At 55.7% G+C, this 16954-nt stretch carries 13 protein-coding genes; 6 read left to right on the top strand and 7 right to left on the bottom strand.

The features are described from left to right. Positions 1–29: 29 nt before the first annotated feature. The 3 genes from BV390_RS00370 to nhaB form a co-directional block, all read right to left on the bottom strand. Positions 30–374 (bottom strand): TehB family protein, encoded by a 345-nt coding sequence (locus tag BV390_RS00370; RefSeq protein WP_085396351.1) that lies wholly within the window; start codon positions 372–374, stop codon positions 30–32. Between the two features lie 117 nt (positions 375–491). Further along, complete coding sequence (gene dsbB, locus BV390_RS00365; protein ID WP_004863849.1) at positions 492–1022, bottom strand: disulfide bond formation protein DsbB; 531 nt, start codon at positions 1020–1022, stop codon at positions 492–494. Between the two features lie 134 nt (positions 1023–1156). Continuing rightward, the gene (gene nhaB, locus BV390_RS00360; protein ID WP_032687018.1) at positions 1157–2707 is read right to left on the bottom strand and encodes a sodium/proton antiporter NhaB; all 1551 of its coding nucleotides are present in this window, start codon (positions 2705–2707) and stop codon (positions 1157–1159) included. A gap of 240 nt (positions 2708–2947) precedes the next feature. Here nhaB and fadR point away from each other — a divergent pair, with 240 nt between their 5' ends. After that, positions 2948–3667 carry a fatty acid metabolism transcriptional regulator FadR gene (gene fadR / locus BV390_RS00355; RefSeq protein WP_004863845.1) on the top strand — a complete coding sequence of 240 codons (720 nt, stop codon included), beginning with the start codon at positions 2948–2950 and terminating at the stop codon, positions 3665–3667. A gap of 56 nt (positions 3668–3723) precedes the next feature. Here the strand turns inward: fadR and BV390_RS00350 are convergent, their stop codons facing one another. Continuing rightward, complete coding sequence (locus BV390_RS00350) at positions 3724–5256, bottom strand: SpoVR family protein (protein WP_004863842.1); 1533 nt, start codon at positions 5254–5256, stop codon at positions 3724–3726. A gap of 321 nt (positions 5257–5577) precedes the next feature. Here BV390_RS00350 and BV390_RS00345 point away from each other — a divergent pair, with 321 nt between their 5' ends. The 4 genes from BV390_RS00345 (at position 5578) to pagP (ending at position 10850) form a co-directional block, all read left to right on the top strand. Further along, positions 5578–6876, top strand: a complete 1299-nt coding sequence (locus tag BV390_RS00345; protein WP_032695266.1) for a D-amino acid dehydrogenase — start codon at positions 5578–5580, stop codon at positions 6874–6876. Between the two features lie 9 nt (positions 6877–6885). Continuing rightward, positions 6886–7956 (top strand): catabolic alanine racemase DadX, encoded by a 1071-nt coding sequence (dadX, locus tag BV390_RS00340; RefSeq protein ID WP_032687020.1) that lies wholly within the window; start codon positions 6886–6888, stop codon positions 7954–7956. A gap of 569 nt (positions 7957–8525) precedes the next feature. Then, the gene (locus BV390_RS00335) at positions 8526–10025 is read left to right on the top strand and encodes an alpha/beta hydrolase (protein WP_369804280.1); all 1500 of its coding nucleotides are present in this window, start codon (positions 8526–8528) and stop codon (positions 10023–10025) included. 249 nt (positions 10026–10274) lie between these two features. After that, positions 10275–10850: a lipid IV(A) palmitoyltransferase PagP gene (pagP, locus tag BV390_RS00330; RefSeq protein WP_032695265.1), complete on the top strand. Its 576-nt coding sequence runs from the start codon at positions 10275–10277 to the stop codon at positions 10848–10850. A 26-nt stretch (positions 10851–10876) separates the two neighbouring features. Here pagP and BV390_RS00325 read toward each other — a convergent pair whose 3' ends face one another. Genes BV390_RS00325 through BV390_RS00315 form a run of 3 tightly spaced genes read right to left on the bottom strand, consistent with a single transcriptional unit; the run spans position 10877 to position 15986 of the window. Next, positions 10877–11800: an acyltransferase gene (locus BV390_RS00325; RefSeq protein WP_162180085.1), complete on the bottom strand. Its 924-nt coding sequence runs from the start codon at positions 11798–11800 to the stop codon at positions 10877–10879. 38 nt (positions 11801–11838) lie between these two features. After that, the gene (locus tag BV390_RS00320) at positions 11839–14901 is read right to left on the bottom strand and encodes an efflux RND transporter permease subunit (protein WP_032695263.1); all 3063 of its coding nucleotides are present in this window, start codon (positions 14899–14901) and stop codon (positions 11839–11841) included. Continuing rightward, positions 14901–15986 carry an efflux RND transporter periplasmic adaptor subunit gene (locus tag BV390_RS00315; RefSeq protein WP_085396350.1) on the bottom strand — a complete coding sequence of 362 codons (1086 nt, stop codon included), beginning with the start codon at positions 15984–15986 and terminating at the stop codon, positions 14901–14903. The genes BV390_RS00320 and BV390_RS00315 overlap by 1 nt, the downstream gene beginning before the upstream one ends. 532 nt (positions 15987–16518) lie before the next feature. On the opposite strand from BV390_RS00315, the gene BV390_RS00310 reads away from it, so the two are divergent. Then, positions 16519–16950, top strand: a complete 432-nt coding sequence (locus tag BV390_RS00310; RefSeq protein ID WP_032695261.1) for a universal stress protein — start codon at positions 16519–16521, stop codon at positions 16948–16950. Positions 16951–16954: the final 4 nt, after the last annotated feature.

Here is a 16954-nt window from a genome sequence, read left to right as displayed (position 1 = left end):
TTGTGTTTCAAGGTATCTGAGCGGCTGGGTCAGGCTTTCTTAGGGTGAAACAGCCCGTTTTCGCCATGGCTCTCTTCTTCAACCCAGAAATTGATATTGAACTGCGCGTCATCGCTCATCTCGATGCGATGCCAGTACTGCGGCGGACTGGTGGCAAACTGGCCGGCGTTAATCACCACTTTGACTTCCGGCTCGCTTGCCTGTTCGTCAGCAAAGCCATAATAGGTGACGGTTCCTTCCATTACGCACAGCTGACCGAAAACGCCGGCGGCGGTATTGTGGTGGCTGAGCAGGGCGGCGGGGACGTTCTGTTTGGTGAAAAAAGGGGTGGAGCGTTTAACTTTCCAGTGAGCAGGAATACGCAGGTGAGACATCGTCAGCTCCTTAGTGGACAGATCAAAAGATGTATTTAATATGCATCTTTTGATCTGTCGTCGTCAATCGACAGGCAAAAAAAAACGCTCTTGAAGGAGCGTTTTTTTACCACTGACTTAGCGGCCGAAGAGATCGCGCTTTTTCGGTTTGAAAGGCTGAGCAATCAGCACCAGCAGCGCCACGATCAGATAGGCGGCGAAGATCCCTACCAGCCACTGTGGCATCTCCAGCGTCAGAAATTCCCACTGACGAACGGAGCAGTCGCCGCTGGCGACGAACATCTGCGGGATCCATTTATCCAGCGGGAGCCACGTTGGAAAACGCGCGGCGAAATCACAGGTCTGAAACGGGGAAGGGTGCAGCTGAATCATAGTGTGCTCCCACGCCAGCTGCAGACCGCGCAGCGCGCTATACAGCCAGATGACCAGCGCCACATAGCGTAACGGCGTTTTTGGCGCGATGGCCCCGACAATACCGGCGCCCATAATGCCTAATAATGCACAACGTTCATAAATACACATCACACAGGGTTGCAGCAACATCACGTGCTGGAACCACAGCGCGACTAATTCAAGGATAAAAGCGGTTAACGCCATCAGGAGCCAGGCTCCGCGTCCCCTTGAGCACTGGTTTAAATATCGCAACATAGTCATTTCCCTGGAACATGCCAAATCATGGCAGTGTAAACGAAAACCGTACCGACGCCAGCAGCTTGTTGGAAAATATTACATAAAAGAAGTGCGGTTATCCGCCTGACGGAGGCGGATAACCGGAGCTTAATTTAAGGAAGTGACGGCGTGATGAGCCAGTGGTTATCGAGCATCCACTGGGTGACAGGCATCAATGCGAATTCAACGCACAGCAGCCCCACCAGGGTCATGACGATGGTGTAGGGCAGCGCCATCCACACCATACGGCCATAGGAAAGGCGAATCAGCGGCGCCAGCGCGGAGGTCAGCAGGAAAAGAAACGCCGCCTGGCCGTTAGGGGTGGCGACGGAAGGCAGGTTGGTGCCGGTATTGATCGCCACCGCCAGCAGTTCAAACTGCGGCAGGCTGATAACGCCGTTCTGCAGCGCCGTTCGGGCTTCGTTGATATACACCGTGCCAACGAAGACGTTGTCGGAAATCGACGACAGTAACCCGTTAAACAGATAGAACAACGACAGTTGGGCGTGCGGTGATGCCTGGAGGACAAACTGAATCACCGGCGTAAACAGGTGCTGGTCGATGATCACCGCAACCACGGCGAAAAATACGGTCAGCAGGGCGGTGAACGGCAGCGCCTCGGTAAAGGCTTTGCCGATGGCATGCTCGTCGGTGACGCCGGAGAAAGTCGTCGCCAGAATAATCACCGATAAACCGATCAGCCCCACTTCAGCAAGGTGCATCGCCAGCGCGGTCACCAGCCAGATACCGATAATCCCCTGCGCAATCAGCCGCAGGCGATCCTGACGGCTTCGCTGCTGACGGCTGCGATCGTCGAACTCCTGTAACACCTTACGTACGACTGGTGGCAACGGTTCACCGTAGCCGAACCGTTTGGTTTTCTCCAGCAGCAGGCAGGTCAGCAGGCCGCAGATCATCACCGGCAGCGTCACCGGAGCCATCCGCAAAAAGAACTCGCCGAAGTGCCAGCCCGCCGCCTTGGCAATGATCAGGTTTTGCGGCTCGCCCACCATGGTCATTACGCCGCCGAGCGCCGTCCCGACGCCCGCATGCATCATCAGGCTGCGCAGAAAGCCGCGGAACTGTTCCAGCACGTCACGATAATGCTGGTCGATGTGGCTATCGTCGAGGATATCGTTATCATCCGGGCGCGCGGAGGCGACGCGGTGATAGATGCCGTAGAAGCCAACGGCGACGCTGATCACTACCGCCACAACGGTCAGCGCATCGAGGAAGGCGGAGAGGAAGGCCGCTGCGAGACAAAAAGAGAGCGACAGCAGCATCTTACTGCGAATCCCCAGCAGCAGGCGGGTAAAGATAAACAGCAGCAGCTGCTTCATAAAATAGATCCCCGCCACCATGAACATCAGCAGCAGGAGCACTTCCAGATTGCTGGCAATCTCTTCGCGGACATGTTCCGGGCTGGTCATGCCGATCATCACCGCCTCAATCGCCAGCAGGCCTCCCGGCAGGAGCGGATAACACTTGAGCGCCATGGCGAGGGTAAAGATAAATTCCACCACCAGCATCCAGCCGGCAATAAACGGATTGAGGTGAAAAACCAGAGGGTTAACGATCAAAACAATGATGAGAGCGAGTTTATACCAGTCAGGGGACTGGCCAAGAAAATTGCGCCACAGGGCGCGGCCATAAGACATTTCCACGACAGACTTCCTTCCCGTCAAATTAATGACATAATTTTACGCGTAACTATTCACAAGATTACCAGTTGAGCAAAACGGGAAGCAACTTACTTCGCCTCGCGTTCGCGCGATGGCGGGGGGTAACGAAAAGTTGAAAATGAAACGGCGATCCCCTTTTAATTACTTTCTGACGCTATCTGCTCTATAGCGGCTCTGGTATGATGAGTGGAATTTGCAACGCTGTGTAATGGAAATCTAATTATGGTCATTAAGGCGCAAAGCCCTGCGGGTTTCGCGGAAGAGTACATCATCGAGAGTATCTGGAATAATCGTTTTCCCCCAGGCACCATCCTCCCCGCCGAACGTGAACTTTCTGAACTCATTGGTGTGACCCGCACCACCTTACGCGAAGTGTTGCAACGTCTGGCCCGTGATGGTTGGTTGACGATTCAGCACGGCAAGCCAACGAAGGTGAACAATTTCTGGGAAACGTCCGGGCTGAATATTCTCGAAACTCTGGCGCGTCTTGATCATGACAGCGTTCCGCAGCTGATCGATAACCTGCTGTCGGTACGTACCAACATCTCTACCATCTTCATCCGCACTGCGTTCCGTCAGCATCCTGACAATGCGCTGGAGGTGCTTGCCAGCGCGCGGGAAGTCGAAGATCACGCCGACGCGTTTGCCGAGCTGGATTACAACATCTTCCGCGGCCTGGCGTTCGCCTCTGGTAACCCGATTTACGGCCTGATCCTCAACGGAATGAAAGGGCTGTACACTCGCATCGGTCGTCACTATTTTGCCAATCCGGAAGCGCGCAGCCTGGCGCTGGGCTTCTATCATCAGCTGGCGAAAGTGTGCGAAGAGGGGCTGCACGAAAAAGTTTACGAGATTGTCCGTCGTTACGGCCACGACAGCGGCGAGATCTGGCACCGGATGCAGAAAACCATGTCGGGTGATTTAGTCATCGGCATGCGTTAAAGGACACCGACGTTATAAAAAATGCCCGGCAAGCTGTCGGGCATTTTTTCATCGTTTTACAGCGCGTTCTGGCGCGGCGGGCTACGCTCCAGCAGTTCGATACTGCCATCGGCATTTTGTTGTTCCAGCAGGATATCAAACCCCCACAGACGATGGACGTGCTTGAGCACTTCGCGACGCCCTTTATCCAGCGGGACGCGGTTGTGCGGCACATAGCGCAGCGTTAGTGAGCGGTCGCCGCGCAGATCGACGCTCCATACCTGAATATTCGGCTCGAGGTTGCTGAGGTTGTATTGGGCGGACAGCTTCGAGCGGATCTCCCGATACCCCTCCTCGTTATGGATAGCGGAGATCTCCAGGTAGTTATTATGATCGTCATCCAGCACCGTAAAGAAGCGGAAGTCGCGCATGACCTTCGGTGACAGGAACTGGCTGATAAAACTCTCGTCTTTGAAATCACGCATCGCGAAATGCAGCGTTTCCAGCCAGTCAGAGCCGGCGATATCCGGGAACCAGTAGCGGTCTTCTTCGGTCGGCGACTGGCAAATACGCTTAATGTCCTGGAACATGGCGAAGCCCAGAGCGTACGGGTTAATCCCGTTATACCACTGGCTGTTATAGGGCGGCTGGAACACCACGTTGGTGTGGCTGTGCAGAAACTCCAGCATAAAGCGCTCCGTCACTTTCCCTTCGTCATAAAGGTGATTGAGGATCGTGTAATGCCAGAAGGTGGCCCACCCTTCGTTCATCACCTGGGTCTGCTTCTGCGGATAAAAATACTGGCTGACCTTGCGCACGATACGCAGGATTTCGCGTTGCCACGGCTCCAGCAGCGGCGCGTTCTTCTCCATAAAGTACAGCAGGTTCTCCTGCGGCTCTGAAGGGTAGCGGCGGGCCGACTCAATGGTCTTTTCTTCTTCCCGCTTCGGCAGGGTGCGCCATAGCATATTCACCTGGCTTTGCAGATACTCTTCCCGGCTTTTCTGCCGCGCTTTTTCCTCCTGCAACGAGATTTTTTGCGGGCGTTTGTAGCGATCGACGCCGTAGTTCATCAGGGCATGACAGGAGTCGAGGAGCTTCTCCACCTCATCAACGCCGTAGCGCTCTTCGCAGTCGGTAATGTATTTGCGGGCGAAAATCAGATAATCAATGATCGAGCTGGCGTCGGTCCAGCTGCGGAACAGATAGTTGTTTTTGAAAAAAGAGTTGTGACCGTAGCAGGCATGGGCCATCACCAGCGCCTGCATGGTGATTGTGTTCTCCTCCATCAGGTAGGCGATGCAGGGATTGGAGTTAATCACAATCTCATAGGCCAGCCCCTGCTGACCGTGCTTATACGCCTGCTCGGTTTCGATAAATTTTTTACCGAACGACCAGTGCGGGTAGTTGATGGGCATGCCGACGCTGGAATAGGCATCCATCATCTGCTCGGAAGTAATGACTTCAATCTGGTGCGGATAGGTGTCGAGACGGTATAGCTTCGCTACCCGGTCAACCTCGGCAAGGTAGGTTTCCAGCAGTTCAAAAGTCCAGTCGGGTCCATCGCTTAAACGAGTAGTGTCCCTGTTCATGGAATCAATCGTAGCCATTAGCGCGCCCTCGTTGTAGGTGGCTCTCTCTGTACGGAAAGCCTCTCATCAAGCATAGAACAGGGGATGACAAACTGCGCCTCCCGACAATTTCTTTTCTTCGCGATTTCGCAATCTTAAAGGCCTTATTTGCCCAAACCAGCAGAATATTATTCTGAGTAAAAATGAAGCGCAGCAGGAGATAGTAAATCTATAGGGTCAGTGCTGGTGCGGTTTGCTGTGAGTTAAGTCACCATAAATAAAGCGTATGTTGAATAATATTTTCAACTGAGTTATCAATTTGTAATCAGATGATTGTTCTTTAACTATTACGGAGTCGCTATGCGAGTCGTCATACTGGGAAGTGGGGTAGTTGGGGTTGCGAGTGCATGGTATCTAAGCCAGGCGGGTCATGAAGTGACGGTTATCGACCGTCAACCCGGGGCGGCGGAAGAGACCAGCGCCGCTAACGCCGGGCAGATTTCCCCGGGCTATGCTGCGCCGTGGGCGGCGCCAGGCGTGCCGCTGAAGGCCATCAAATGGATGTTCCAGCGCCACGCGCCGCTGGCTATCGGGCTTGACGGGACTCAGTTCCAGCTAAAGTGGATGTGGCAAATGCTGCGCAACTGCGATACCCGCCATTATATGGAGAACAAAGGGCGGATGGTGCGTCTGGCGGAATACAGCCGCGACTGCCTGAAAGCGCTGCGTGAGAGCACCGGGATCCAGTATGAGGGCCGCCAGGGCGGCACATTGCAGCTGTTCCGTACGGAAAAACAGTATGAAAACGCCACCCGCGACATCGCCGTGCTGGAAGATGCCGGCGTTCCGTACCAGCTTCTGGAAGCGAAACGTTTGCTGGAAGTGGAGCCCGCGCTGGCCGAAGTCAGCCATAAGCTGACCGGCGGCCTGCGTCTACCCAATGATGAAACCGGCGATTGCCAGCTGTTTACCACGCGCCTGGCGGCGATGGCGGAACAGGCGGGCGTCACCTTCCGCTTTAATACGCCGGTGGACGCGCTGCTCTATGAAGGCGAACAGATTGCCGGCGTGAAATGCGGCGCTGAAATAATCAAAGGCGATGCTTATGTGATGGCCTTTGGTTCTTACTCTACCGCGATGTTGAAAGGGCTGGTGGACATTCCGGTCTATCCGCTGAAGGGCTATTCGCTGACCATTCCGATTGCCGAGGAGGACGGCGCGCCGGTTTCGACTATTCTTGATGAAACCTACAAAATCGCCATTACCCGCTTTGACCAGCGTATCCGCGTGGGCGGGATGGCGGAAATCGTCGGCTTTAATAAAGAGCTGCTGAAGCCGCGCCGGGAAACGCTGGAGATGGTGGTCCGCGATCTGTTCCCGCGCGGCGGCCACGTTGAGCAGGCCACATTCTGGACCGGGCTGCGCCCGATGACGCCGGACGGTACGCCGGTGGTAGGCCGTACAGCGTATAAGAATTTGTGGCTGAACACCGGGCACGGCACGCTGGGCTGGACCATGGCCTGCGGTTCCGGACAGTTGCTCAGTGATTTGATCTCAGGCCGTACACCGGCCATTCCGTACGATGATCTGGCCGTCGCGCGCTATAGCCCCGGCTTTACTCCGGCACGCGCTCAGCATCTGCACGGCGTTCATAACTAAGGAGTCTTCATGTCCCGTCCTGTATTGGCCAGCATCGATTTGTCGGCCTTGCGGCAGAATTTGCAGATTGTCCGGCGTGCGGCCCCCGCCTCGCGCCTGTGGGCGGTGGTGAAAGCCAACGCCTATGGTCACGGCCTGTCGCGCGTCTGGAGCGCGCTGAGCGGCGCTGATGGCTTCGCGATGCTCAACCTTGAAGAGGCGATCCTGCTCCGCGAGCACGGCTGGAAAGGGCCGATTCTGATGCTGGAGGGTTTCTTCCACGCCGATGAGCTGGCGCTGTTCGATAAGTACCGCCTGACCACCAGCGTGCACAGTAACTGGCAGATTAAGGCGCTTCAGCAGGCCAAACTCCACGCGCCGCTGGATATCTACGTTAAGGTTAACAGCGGGATGAATCGCCTCGGTTTTATGCCGGATCGCATTCATACCGTCTGGCAGCAGCTGCGGGCGCTGAACAACGTCAGCGAAATGACGCTGATGTCGCATTTTGCCGATGCGGAAAATCCGCAGGGCATTATTGAGCCGATGCGCCGTATCGAGCAGGCGGCGGAAGGGCTGGATTGCCGGCGTTCGCTGGCTAACTCCGCGGCGACGCTGTGGCATCCAGAAGCCCATTTCGACTGGGTGAGGCCGGGGATTGTGCTGTATGGCGCCTCGCCTTCCGGCCAATGGCAGGATATCGCCAATAGCGGCCTCAAGCCGGTGATGACGCTGAGCAGCGAAATCATCGCCGTGCAGAACCTGAAGGCGGGAGAGGCGGTGGGCTACGGCGGCCTGTATCGGGCATCCGGCGAACAGCGCATTGGGATTGTGGCCTGCGGTTACGCCGACGGCTATCCGCGCGTGGCGCCGGACGGTACGCCGGTGCTGGTTGACGGCGTTCGGACCCGCACGGTAGGCCGGGTGTCGATGGATATGCTGGCGGTCGATTTAACGCCTTGCCCACAGGCCGGGATCGGTGCGCCGGTAGAGCTGTGGGGCAAAGAGATCAAAATTGACGATGTCGCCAGCGTCTGCGGCACCGTCGGCTATGAGCTGATGTGCGCGCTGGCGCCCCGCGTTCCGGTGGTGACCGGGTAACTTGCCTGAACGGCGCTATTCGCCGGTCTGATGAGCCAGAATTGCAGTCAGTGACTGGAATTCTGGTTTTCCGCTTGCGGTAGTCGGAAAAACCGGCCCGGTGGTAAACCGGGGAACCCCCCGCGTCAGCCGTATGTCGGCGGCGCCCGCCCGCTGCGCATCCTCGCCCTGTACGCCTCGCTCCGACCGCCGAAGGTCTGCCAGCAATACAGCGTGCCTGCCTGGCTTCTTGATTCGATTCCGTTGCCTGCTACGATCTGCTTAACGCAGGCTGCCATCGCCAGAGGCGTGGATGGCCCGAACGGGCGGATAACATGACGGACATCAAACCGAGAGATGCCTGTTCCACGGGATTGAGCCCTCAAACGTCCGGACGCATGGCAGACCGAATTGGCGATATCCATCCCGACACTCCCGCTTGTGGCGCGGTAATTGACTGCCGTCTTCAGCGCAGACGGTAAAAATCAGCAACCGACTACTTCTGGAAACAACGTCCAGCACCTGACTACAATGCCCCAGCGAGCCAACGGTCGTCATGTACAGAACCCAACACGGACAGCGAGATGCCAATGATGAGATTTACCCGCCCCCTGATTAAAGCTGGTTTAAAAGTGGCCTCGCTGGGGAAAAAAATAGCCATTGGCCTGCTTATCGTTATTACCGTTTTTATTGCCGGGCGTATTTACGAAACGCAGCGTGGACCAGCACTACATCCGTGGCATACCTGGTCTGCTGATGAAATGTCGACAGCGGAGATTGACCGCTCGACCTTCGCGGGCTATCTGGCGCGAGAAAAAGCGATTTTTCACGAGATGAAAATTCAGCTGACCAATACGCTTCCTGACGATCAAAAAACGCCGCTTAATCGGTTTTATGCCCAAAGCCAGGTCTACCCGCAACAGTTTCAGCCTGACTGGAATCGCTCCTTTGTGCTGCTGCCGGAGGGGACACCGCGCGGCGCCGCGGTGTTACTTCATGGCTTGACGGACTCGCCGTACAGCGTGCGCTATCTGGCAAAGGCCTACCAGCAGCAGGGGTTCGTTGCCGTTGTGCCGAGGCTGCCGGGGCATGGTACTGCGCCGGGTTCGCTGACCGCCGTTGACTGGCAACAGTGGATGGCGACAACGCGACTGGCGGTACGCGAAGCGACCCGACTGGCCGGGGCGAACGTCCCGCTGCATGTTATCGGCTATTCCAACGGCGGCGCGCTGGCGCTGAAATATGCGCTCGACGCGCTGGATGATAAGACCTTGTCTCAGCCGCAGCAGATAGTCCTGCTGTCGCCGATGATTGGGGTGACCGCTTTTGCCCGCTTTGCCGGGCTGACGGGGTTACCGGCGGTGTTTCCTGCTTTTGCGCGGGCGGCATGGCTGAACGTGGTCCCTGAGTTTAATCCTTATAAATACAATTCCTTTCCGGTGAAGGCGGCCCGACAGTCGTGGCTGTTAACCCAGGCGCTGCAGGAGAAAATTGTCCAGGATTCCCGCAGCCAGCGGCTCGCGGCGCTTGCTCCGGTGCTGACTTTTCAGTCGGTGATGGACTCCACCGTCAGCACCAGGGCCGTGGTGGATTCGCTGTATCGCTATTTGCCGGAAAACGGCAGTGAACTGGTGATTTTTGATATCAACCAGGCGGCGAATTTGCGCGCGCTGTTTCGACCCGCGGTCTACTCTGCGCTCAGCACGCTATTGCCGCCAGCGCCGCGGCGCTATCGCACGACGGTGATTACCAATGCCTCGCCCACCACGTATGATACCGTCGCTCGTACCACGCCAGCAGGCGCGCAAGAGGAGCAGGTGACGCGGCTGAACATGGCGTGGCCGCAGGATATGTATTCGCTCTCGCACGTCGCGGTGCCATTCCCGATGACCGACTCCCTGTACGGTCGCGAGCCGACGGAGAAGAACCTTTACGGCATTAGTATCGGCACCATTTCGCTACGCGGAGAGACCTCAACCCTCAGCGTAGGGCTGGATACGCTGATGCGCGTCACCTCCAACCCGTTTTTCCCATTTATGATGGAGCGTATTCAGCAACATATTCGCGGCGCTGTCCCGCCTTCTCCCTGAATCGGGATTATAATGCGAGGACATCCTTTGATTTCCCGACCGGCGCATACGCCAGATTCAATGAGCGTCGTGAGAATGTCCTGATTCAGAAATGGTAGGATTTATCGCTCTGGGGGAGCGCCTTGCCGGCTACTATAGCCCTGTCATCAGGGACGCCTGTGACCAGCAAATTAGCGGCGGTGATATTGGCAAAGCGCGTTTATTATTCCCGGACTGAATCGTTACCGGTGATTTTTTAAGGAAAAACCTATGCAACATTGTCGGCTGATAGTGTGGGCAACCCTGATTATTTTCGCCACGGCGGTACAGGCTGAAGACCATGTTTACGGCGAACAGCGCATCAGCGGCTGGTGGAACTGGCTCAAAAACGATGTTTCGCAAACCTGGAATCAGCCGCAAAATTATGACCTCTATCTGCCGTTTCTTAGCTGGCACAACCGCTTAACCTACGATAAAGAGAAAACGGATAACTACAATGAGATGCCCTGGGGCGGCGGCTTCGGCGTCTCTCGCTATCACGATGATGGCGACTGGAGTTCGCTGTATGCCATGATGTTTAAGGATTCGCATAACAAATGGCAGCCGATCGTCGGCTACGGCTGGGAGAAGGGCTGGTATCTGGATAGCCGCCAGGATTTCCGCCTTGGTCTTGGCGTGACCGCCGGGATCACCGCCCGTGATGATTTTGCTAATTATGTCCCCTTACCGATTATTCTCCCCTTATTTTCCGCGAGCTATCAGCGGCTTAGCGTACAGTTCACCTATATTCCCGGCACCTACAATAACGGCAATGTCCTGTTTGCCTGGCTCCGCTATGGTTTTTAAACCCGGGTCAGCTGGGCGCCGGTGATTTAAAGGGTGATCACTTTTTTAGTGATGGAGTGGGATAACGCCAGCATGGAAATCAATACCGAGACGATAAACGTCAGGGCAATCAGCATTAATTTTGTGGTCAGCGAACCGATTGGGATAAGGGTGCTCAGGAGATGAAAAATTGAGTAATGGAGAATATAAACCCCGGTCATCGTTTTGCTGATTGCCGCCAGAATACTCTCTTTAAACTCGCTGTTTTTGCGAAAACGCACGCCGTTGGCCGCAATGACCAGCGCGACCACCAGAATATAAATTTGCGAACCGGTGAGAATGAACGCATTTCTGTCGGCCTTGAACAGGGCGAAAAAGAAATGGCGCTCGTAAAACCAGGTGAAAAGATAAATAAAGGGGATAGCAAACATCGCGGCTTTGACGACGTTATCGCGATTAAGCCAGCGCACGACCAGCGGGTCGCTAAACAGCTGACCGGTTAAATAAAACAACAGCCAGGTCCACAGGCGATACTGCGGCGCCAGGGTCAGCGCATGCACGTTGGGATAGAGGGCCGCCAGCAGGTCGTAACCATAGGAGAAAAGCAGTAATACAAACACCACGCCGAAGAAGAGCCTTCTTCGCTGGCTTAGCCACTCGATCAGCGGGTGGAAGGTATAAATCACAATAAAGGCGAAGACAAACCACGGCTGGATAAGATAGCCGCGCTGATAGGGCTCCCAGAGGTAGTAAATCGTCATCCAGAAAAGAAAGACGATCACCACGCTTTTAATTTTCCCCATCTGCCAGCTCGCGCTATGCCGGGACTGAGCATCGAGATAGCCGGCCACCACAAAAAACAGCGGCGTGGCGATGGTTGAGATAAACGTCAGAAAGCCGAGGATCCAGTGATAATCGTAATCATACCGATCCCAGGTGTTATAGATGGTAAAGAAGGTGACCGCCGTCATGCATCCCAGCGTTTTAATAATATTTAACCCGGTGGTGTTCATTGTGGTTGCCGCATATCCTTAGGGTGGAAACAGGCGTAAATAACCGGAAGAACCAGGAGCGTCAGAAGGGTCGCAAAACCCAGCCCGAACATGATAACCACCGCCATACTCTGGAAGAAGACGTCCAGCAGCAGCGGCGCCAGCCCGAGCACGGTGGTGAAGGCCGTGAGCAGTATCGGGCGTAAGCGCGAGGTTGCCGCATAGATAATCGCCTCGTGCTGCGGTTTTTCCTGTTTTTGTTGTTCAATCTCTTCAACCAGCACGATACCGTTACGGATAAGCATTCCGCTCAGGCTCAGTAGACCGATAAGCGCCATAAAACCAAAAGGGATGCCGGTAATTAAAAATCCCGGCGTCACGCCGATCAGCGCCAGCGGTACGGTCAGCCAGATGGCAATGGCATTCTTCAGCGAGCTGAACATCAACACGGTGATGACGAACATCACCAGATAACCCAATGGCAGGGTGGTGAACAGCCCCTGCTGCGCTTCGCTGGAGTTCTCGGCATCGCCTCCCCACTCAATGCTGTAACCGTGCGGCAGGCTGAGCGCGTCAATCTGCGGCTGGACCCGCGCCAGAATATCGCCTGAGGTTTGATTGCTCAGCGGGTCGGGGTCGGTCATCACCGTGAGCACGCGGCTGCGGTCGCGGCGCAGAATTAACGGGTCTTCCCATTCGAGGTTAAAGCCGCTGACGACGTTGCTTAGCGGAATGTACTGCTGACGGCTTTGGCTCCACACCAGCACGTTTTGCAGATGATTAGCATCCTGACGTTCGGCGGCCGGCGGGCGCACCACCACCGGCAGCAGATCGGCGCCTTCGCGATACAGCCCGGCGCGGCTACCGCTGAAATTCATCTGCAGCGCACTGTCGATATCTTGCTTATCCACCCCCAGCTCGCGCCCCAGGGTAGGGGAATACTGCGGGCGGATCGTTTTACTGCGGTTTTGCCAGTCGTTACGCACGCTGCCGACGGCCGGATCTGCCGTGAGGATCGTGCTTACCTGGCTGGCTATCAGCCGCAATCTGTCGGGATCGGGGCCTTTAATCCGTACCTCGATTGCGCTGTCGCCGGACGGACCAAACATCACCCGCTTGCTGCTGGCGTTCACCTGCGGATAGTAACGCGCAATATAGGCATCCACGTGACGAGTGAGGGCGTCAATGCTGCGCCGGTCGTCCATGCGAACCATGATCTGCGCATAGTTGCTGTACTGCCGCTGGCCGCTATAGGTGAGGATAAAGCGCATGCTGCCCTGACCGACGGTGGCCACGGTGGTGACGACGCCGGGCTGGCCGTTAATCGCGGTTTCGATATCGCTGGCCATTTTTTCCGTGGCGGCAATGTCGGTGCCGTAGGGCAGCCACAGATCCACAAAGAAGATCGGCGTATTGGATGACGGGAAAAAGTTCTGCCGCACCGAGCCAAATCCCCAGACTGCGCCAGCCAGCAGCGCAGCCATCACCACGAGGGTGACGGTTTTTTGCCGCAACAGGGCGTTGAGGATCCGCTGGTAGCTGCGGTAGAAGCGCCCGCGGTAAGGATCGGTCTCAGCGGCCGGCGCCGGGGATGCCGCGCCTTTAAACAGCCACCATTTGATCAGCACCGGGGTAATGGTGAGCGCCGAGAACCAGCTGAGCATCAGGGAGATTAACAGTACCTGGAACAGCGATTTACAATATTCCCCCGTCGAGTCCTGCGACAGGCCGATAGGTGCGAAGGCGAGGATCGCAATCACCGTTGCTCCCAGCAGGGGCAGGGCGGAACGGCGGATAACGTAGTTGATGGCGGTCAGCAGCGTTGACCCCTGCTGGCGGGCAATCAGCACCCCTTCGACAATCACGATAGCATTATCGACCAGCATACTGAGGGCGATAATGAGCGCCCCCAGCGAAATCCGCTGTAGCTCAATACCCCACAGGTACATAATCAGCAGCGTGCCCAGCACGTTGAGGGCCAGCGAGAACGCAATAATAATACCGCTGCGCACGCCCATAAAGATCAGCAGCACGCCGACAACAATGGCCAGCGCCATTAAGAAATTAGTGATAAAGCCGTTAACCGAGTGGCCAACTTCAGCCGCCTGATCGTAGAACAGATCGAGGTGAATCCCGGCGGGTTTTTCCGCCGACATTTGCGCCAGTTTAGCCTCCAGCGCGTGGCCAACATCGATGACGTTGACGCCGGGAATAAACGAGACGCCCATCGTCACCGCCTGGCGGCCGTTGGCGTGGTAGATGCTGGACGGGGATTCGCTCAACCCGCGCGAGATCGTCGCAATATCCCGCAGCCGGGTCGCCGCTCCCGTGCCATGCGGGTTGATCGGCAGGTCGCCCAGTTCGTCGATATTGTCAAATTCCCCGGTGGGATGCAGGCGAATGGACTCGCTGCCGGATTTTATCTCCCCGGCGCTGGAAACGACGTTCAGGCGACTGAGAAGAGCGGAAAGCTGATTAAGGGTAATGCCGCGGGCCGCCATTTTAGGCAGCGAGATATCAATGTTAATTTGCTGAGGGATCGCGCCGCCGATGGCGACCTTGCCGACGCCGGGCACCAGCACCAGCTCCCGACGCAGCTGCTCGGCATAGCGGACCAGCTCCGGATTGCTAAAACTGTCGCCGGAAATGGCAAAGAAGAAGCCAAACACGTCGCCGAAATCATCGTTGACGAAGGGGGAAACCACGCCTGGCGGGAAGAGGCGGGCCGCATCGCCCACCCTGCGCCGCAGCTCATCCCAGATTTGCGGCAGCTCATTGGAGTGGTAATTCGAGGCGATGTTCACCGTAATCTGCGAGAGTCCGTTGGACGAAATAGAGCTGACGTTATCCAGATAGGGCAACTGTTGCAGGGCATTTTCCAGCGGAAGGGTGACCTCTTCTTCGACCTGTTGCGCCGATGCGCCAGGATAGTGGGTAATGACCACCGCCGTTTTAATGGTAAAGGCCGGATCTTCCAGACGGCCGATATTGAGCAGGGCAAAAATACCGCCAATGCCCAGCAGCAGAATAGTTAACCAGACGCGAACGGGATTATTAATAAACTGGCGAGAGATATCCATTACAGGCCTCGTTCACGCGTCCAGATTCGAACCGGCTGTTGGGCATGCAGTTCGCTTACGCCAGCCGCCACAACGCGCTCGCCGGCGCTGAGCCCGTCGGTAATGACCACACCCTGGGTGGTTACCTGCCCGACACTCACTTTGCGATCTTCAAGATGCAGCTGTTCTCCATCGCCTTTAATTACCCACACGTGCGGCTCATTGCGCGGATGATTATCGGGATTGAACACCGCCTCAACCGGCACCACCAGCGCCTCACGACCCGCGTTGGCGGGCAGATTTGCCAGATTCACCGTCACGGTTCCGCTGACGCCGCCCACCGCAGGGAAATCAGCCGGACGCGGCATGGTCAAAATCACCTGCCACGTCAGGGTATGATTGTCGCTGCTGCCGGAATGCTCTTTGTACTGGGCGGTGAACTGGCGCTCCGGCAGGGCGTTGATTTTCACTATCGGGCGGTACTGGGCGTTGCGAATATCAAAGGCGCTAAACAGGTTTTCCGGAATACTGAAGACCACATCAAGGATATCGCTACGCGTCAGGGTCACAATGGTCTGGCCGGCGGCGACCACCTGGTGATTGCGGACCGGCACGCTGGCCGCTACCCCGCTAAACGGCGCGTTTAGCGTCATCTGGTCGAGCTCTTCGCGGGCAATTTTCAGCGCGGCATTTGCCGAGTCGCGGCTGGCGCGCTGGATGTCCATTTCAGCTTTCGAAATAGCCTGGCGGCCGGCCAGGGTCTGGAAGCGATCGAACTGCCGCTGCGCGAGCGTGGCGGCAGTTTGTCGTTCATTGAAGCGCTGTTGGGCTTCCCGCGCGTTCAGGCGGGCGAGGACCTGTCCTTGCGTAATGTTCGCCCCCTGGCGAACGTCGAGCGATTCAACCTGGCCACCGCGTTTAAAAGACAGATCCGTAGAGTCCCCGGATTCGATGCGCGCAGGAAAAATACGTTGCTGTGAATCACCGACGGCGGTTACCTCCACCGCTTTAACCATCCGCGGTAGTGGCGTGACCTGGGGTGCTTTCTGATCGCAAGCTGTTGTTATTAAAATAACAACAGGAATGAGAGAAAAATAACGCTTCACTGTATTCCCCTCAGTGTGAATAGATTTATTTTACATGTTTGTTACAAGCGCCATGATTATTCAGCCAACGCGGAGACAACGACATAAGTGAATAAACCTGTCGCCGTACAGGCAATGATTGCCAGGGCGATAAACAGGCTCAGACGAACCAGACTATAGCCAAACATCGCGCCTCCTTTAGTACTGGATATATAGTAAGTAAATTCTCACATGACTAATTATGGGGTGATTTTTGGAAGTACTATAGCTCCTGATTATGAGCATAGTCGTAGAAAAGCGGAAATGTTAAAAAGAGTAAAAATTGTCCTTATGTCGAAGTTTTAGCGCTGTTTCCAGCCGATTTGTCTGAGGTGGGCGGGCTCTGTGATATTTTTCAATATAATAACCGGTGGCTTAATCATGTTAACCGTCCTGTGCTACGTTTAATTATACCGACTTTTGTGCCAGCTTTTGTTTCTGAGATTATTTCCTCAATACGACACGTCAGGCGTTAATCGCCAACTATTCTATTGGTAATAAAAGGATTGTCTCTATGTATAAAAATATCCTGGTCCCGGTTGATGTCTTTGAAATTGGTCTCGCCGACAAAGCGTTATCCCATGCTCAGTTTCTCGCGCAAAGCGCTTCCGGGAAAATTCATTTAGTGCACGTAAACCCTCTGTTTTCCCCAGCGCTAACGCGCGGATTTATTTCTGATGCACGAAAAATGGAAGACTATCTGGTTAAAAACTCAGAGGAAAAACTGGCTGAGCTGGCCAAAAAGTCCACCTTGCCGGAAAGTGACATCCATATTCATGTCCGCAGCGGCAATATTCGTGATGAGGTGATCAAACTGGCCGACGAACTGCAGGCGGATGTGGTGATTATTGGCTCGCGTAACCCCAATATTCAGACCCACTTGCTGGGTTCCGAGGCGGCAAGCATCGTGCGTTATGCCCACGTTCCGGTTTTCGTTGTGCGTTAGGGGC

Origin of the sequence: Klebsiella sp. YJ (assembly GCF_002108615.1) — a bacterium.
Lineage (GTDB): Bacteria > Pseudomonadota > Gammaproteobacteria > Enterobacterales > Enterobacteriaceae > Klebsiella > Klebsiella planticola.
The sequence above is the reverse complement of the archived record's forward strand: the minus strand, read 5'-3'. Positions and strand labels throughout refer to the sequence as shown.